At 67.5% G+C, this 3,365-nt stretch carries 4 protein-coding genes; 2 read left to right on the forward strand and 2 right to left on the reverse strand.

Annotation, left to right across the window (positions count from 1 at the left end; translation table 11 throughout):
• Positions 1–44: 44 nt before the first annotated feature.
• Both ASD82_RS00045 and ASD82_RS00050 read left to right on the forward strand, forming a co-directional pair.
• Entirely contained in the window at positions 45–815 is a 771-nt protein-coding gene (locus tag ASD82_RS00045) for a SprT family zinc-dependent metalloprotease (protein ID WP_056713596.1), read from the forward strand.
• Positions 816–913: 98 nt separating this feature from the next.
• Positions 914–1,492, forward strand: a complete 579-nt coding sequence (locus ASD82_RS00050; RefSeq protein ID WP_056713600.1) for an isoprenylcysteine carboxylmethyltransferase family protein — start codon at positions 914–916, stop codon at positions 1,490–1,492.
• 85 nt (positions 1,493–1,577) lie between these two features.
• Here ASD82_RS00050 and ASD82_RS00055 read toward each other — a convergent pair whose 3' ends face one another.
• Together ASD82_RS00055 and ASD82_RS00060 are read right to left on the reverse strand one after the other, a co-directional pair.
• Complete coding sequence (locus tag ASD82_RS00055; RefSeq protein WP_056713603.1) at positions 1,578–2,165, reverse strand: sterol desaturase family protein; 588 nt, start codon at positions 2,163–2,165, stop codon at positions 1,578–1,580.
• 153 nt (positions 2,166–2,318) lie between these two features.
• Positions 2,319–3,263, reverse strand: a complete 945-nt coding sequence (locus ASD82_RS00060) for an alpha/beta fold hydrolase (RefSeq protein ID WP_056713605.1) — start codon at positions 3,261–3,263, stop codon at positions 2,319–2,321.
• Positions 3,264–3,365 lie beyond the last annotated feature (102 nt).

The raw sequence follows: 3,365 nt of genomic DNA on the forward strand, positions 1-3,365 counted from the left end.
TCCCCGTTCGATCTACATGAGCCCAGGCAAGAGCAGGCAGGATCATGGCGCAGCATCTGGAAGGCGACTGGCTGGAACTGGCCACGGTGGGCGGCAGCCTGATCCGGGTGCTGAAGTCCGCCCATCCGCGTGCGCGCCGCCTGCGACTGACCATCACGCCGCAGGGCGCGCGGGTGACCTATCCGGTCGGCACCCATCCGGCCCAGGTCAACGCCTTCCTGCGCAACCATGCCGAGTGGCTGGAACAGAAGCTCGATGAGCTGAACCTGATCGTCGAGCCGTTGCCGCCGCTGCGGGTGGGCTATCCCTGCAACTTCCCGCTGCGCGGCGAGACGGCGGCGCTGGACTGGGCGGAAGGTCCGTATCCGCGGATCGAGGCGCATGGCGACGGGCTTACCCTGGTGATCCCGCGCCCGCACACCCGCGCGCTGCCGATCGCCCGTGGCCTGCTGGCCTCGCACCTGGAATCGCTGATCCGCCGCGATGTCTCGCGCTGGCTGGCCGCGTACGTGCCGCTGCTGGGGTTGGCGCCCACGTCGCTGCGCATCCGCCCGATGAAAAGCCTGTGGGGCAGCCTGGATACGCGCGACCGCATCAACCTCGACCTGGCGCTGGCCCTGGCGCCGCCGGCGGCGCTGCGCTACGTGCTGGTGCACGAGCTGTGTCACCTGAAGGTACGCAACCACTCGCCGCGGTTTTGGGCCCAGGTGGAAAACCTGCTGCCCGGCTGGCGCGAGCAGCGTGACTGGCTGCGCCAGCACGGCGCGATCCTCAAGGCCGAACTCGACCGGCTGGTCGACGACGTGGCCGACTGAGCCGGCTTTCGGCGCAGGCCGCCTTGCGGGCTGCCGCGGATACCTTGATCATCCCGGCCCGCCGACCATGCGGCGGCCGACACTTGGTGGAGCAGACCATGCCATTCCCGACCCAGAGCGTGCTCAATGCGTTGTGGATTCTCTTCGTGGCGTACTGGATCTGGAGCGCACGCAAGGTCAAGGACACCCGTCGCACGGAGCCGGCCGGGTCACGCTTCCTCAAATACTGGCTGCCGCTGCTGCTGGCGGCGCTGCTGCTGGAGCCGGGCCGCCTGTACGAAGGCAGCGTGCTGGCGGCCCGCTTCGTGCCCGCGGCCGGCTGGGTCGTGGCGCTGGGTACGCTGATGACCGCGGCGGGGCTGCTGTTCGCCTGTTGGGCGCGCCACGTGCTGGGCAACAACTGGAGCGCCGTGGTGCAGGTCAAGCAGGACCACGAGCTGATCGAAAGCGGCCCTTACGGGCTGGCGCGCCATCCGATCTACACCGGCCTGCTGCTGGCCTTCCTGGGCACGGCAGTGGCGCTGGGCGAATGGCGCGGCCTGCTCGCGTTCGCCATCGTGGCGGTGTCGTTCTGGTACAAGCTGCGCCTGGAGGAGCGCTGGATGCGCGAGCAGTTCGGCGCGGCCTACACCGACTACATGCGACGGGTGAAGGCGCTGATCCCCGGCGTTTTCTGAAGGCCGACGTTCCGGAGCGCTCGATCCCCCTCGCCACGGCGTGCTCCGGGCAAGCGGAAAAACCAACGGGGAAGCTCCCGCGCGTTCAGCCCTTCCTGGGCTGGCGCACGTACTTGGTGCCCAGCAGCACGTCCCACAGCGACGAGGTCACCCCGAAATTGGTGTCGGGGTGGTAGTGGTGCACGTGGTGTGCCCCGGCCCAGCGGCGCAGCAGCGGCTGCTTGAAGCGCACGTGGTGGATGATGAAATGGCTGAGGCCGTACAGGATGTAGCCGAAGGTGATCGAACTGGCCAGCAGCAGGGCGAAGCCGGTCGGCATGACCGCCACGAACACGCCGGCGAGGAGCAGCAACACCACCGGCGGCAGGAAGAACGGCAGCGAGTCGTAGCCCAGCGGCCGGGCATGGTGCAGGTCGTGGCCCTGGGTGAACAGCGGGATGCGCGTGTGGAACAGCCAGCGATGGAAGAGGTATTCGATGAAGCTGAAGGCGAACAGGCCCAGCCCCAGCGCCAGCAGCGCGGTGACCGCGCCGCCGTCGTGTTGCTGCCAGCCGAGTACCAGCAGCAGCAGGCACAACGCGCTGTCGATCGCCACCTCGGCCCAGTAGTTGGTCCGGGTCGAGGACATTCGCACGATGGCATCCACGCCGGTGCGCCAGAGGCTTTGGTTCATCGGTCGTTGCATTGTTCCCTTGCCACGCATGGATACGCCGGAATGCGGCGCGATAACGGCATTCTCCCATGTTGTCACGCGCAATTCACGACAACCAGGCCGCATTAACGGTGTCTATTCAGTATTCCCGGGCCGCCGACACCCACCGTCTGGTCAGTGCGACAGGGCGAAGCCGGTGAGGATCTGCGCGGTCTGCACGGGCTTTTCCATCATCGGCATGTGGTTGCACCCGTTGATGGTGCTGCTGCTGATCGCGCTGGAGGCACTCAGGCCGTTGCGCAGGCTGTCCAGCGCGGAGATGTCGACGATGCGGTCGTCGTGGCACCACAAGCCCAGCACCGGCATGCCCAGCTGGCCCAGCCGGTTCTGCACGGAAAGATATTCCGACGGATCGCGCAGCGTATTGAAGTTGTGTTCGATGAACGCCCGGTCGCGCTGGTTGCGCTTGACCATGACGTCGACGAAGCGCCCCGGCAGGTCGAGCGGCTGCTCGAACGCCAGCGAGGTGGCACGCTCGAAGCCGGCGCGATCGTCGTAGACGAACGGGTTCCTGCCGGCCAGCACCTCGCGGTCGAACGCATTCTGCTTGCCCTTCAGCCCGAACGCGTCGACCAGCGCCAGGCTGGCCACGTGTTCCGGATGTTCGCTGGCGTATACCGCGGCGATCGCGCCGCCCATTGAGTGGCCGACCAGCACGAAACGCTGCAGGCCCAGCGTGCCGACGAAACGGTCCAGCCGCGCCGCCTGCGCCTCGACGGTGTAGCTGGCGGCGCTGTCGCGCGAGGAATCGCCCCAGCCGGGCAGGTCGGGGATGATCAGGTGGAAGTGCGGCGTGAGCTCCTTCGCCATCTTCAGCCACACGCTGCGATCCGCGGCAAAACCGTGCAGCAGCACGATGGTGGGACCCTCGCCGCCTTCGTCGTAGACCCAGCGCGTATCGCCCGCCTGCACCGAATGCGTCTCCAGGTGCGCCGCCATCGCCTCGCGCTTGATGTTCGCCTGCAGCAGCCATTGCGGCGCGAACAGGTAGCTGCCGCCCAGCACGATCACCAGCAACGCGACCAGCCACGCGAGGAATTTCAGCCGGCGCAGCAGCATGCGTTTCCAGAGCGGCGTGGCGGTGTTTGTCGATGGCTGCATGGGGGTCGTGTCGGTCGTGGCGGGAATGACTCCCTCCCCTGCACCGCAGGGGAGGGTCGG

The sequence above is a fragment of the Rhodanobacter sp. Root179 genome (assembly GCF_001428465.1).
GTDB lineage: Bacteria > Pseudomonadota > Gammaproteobacteria > Xanthomonadales > Rhodanobacteraceae > Rhodanobacter.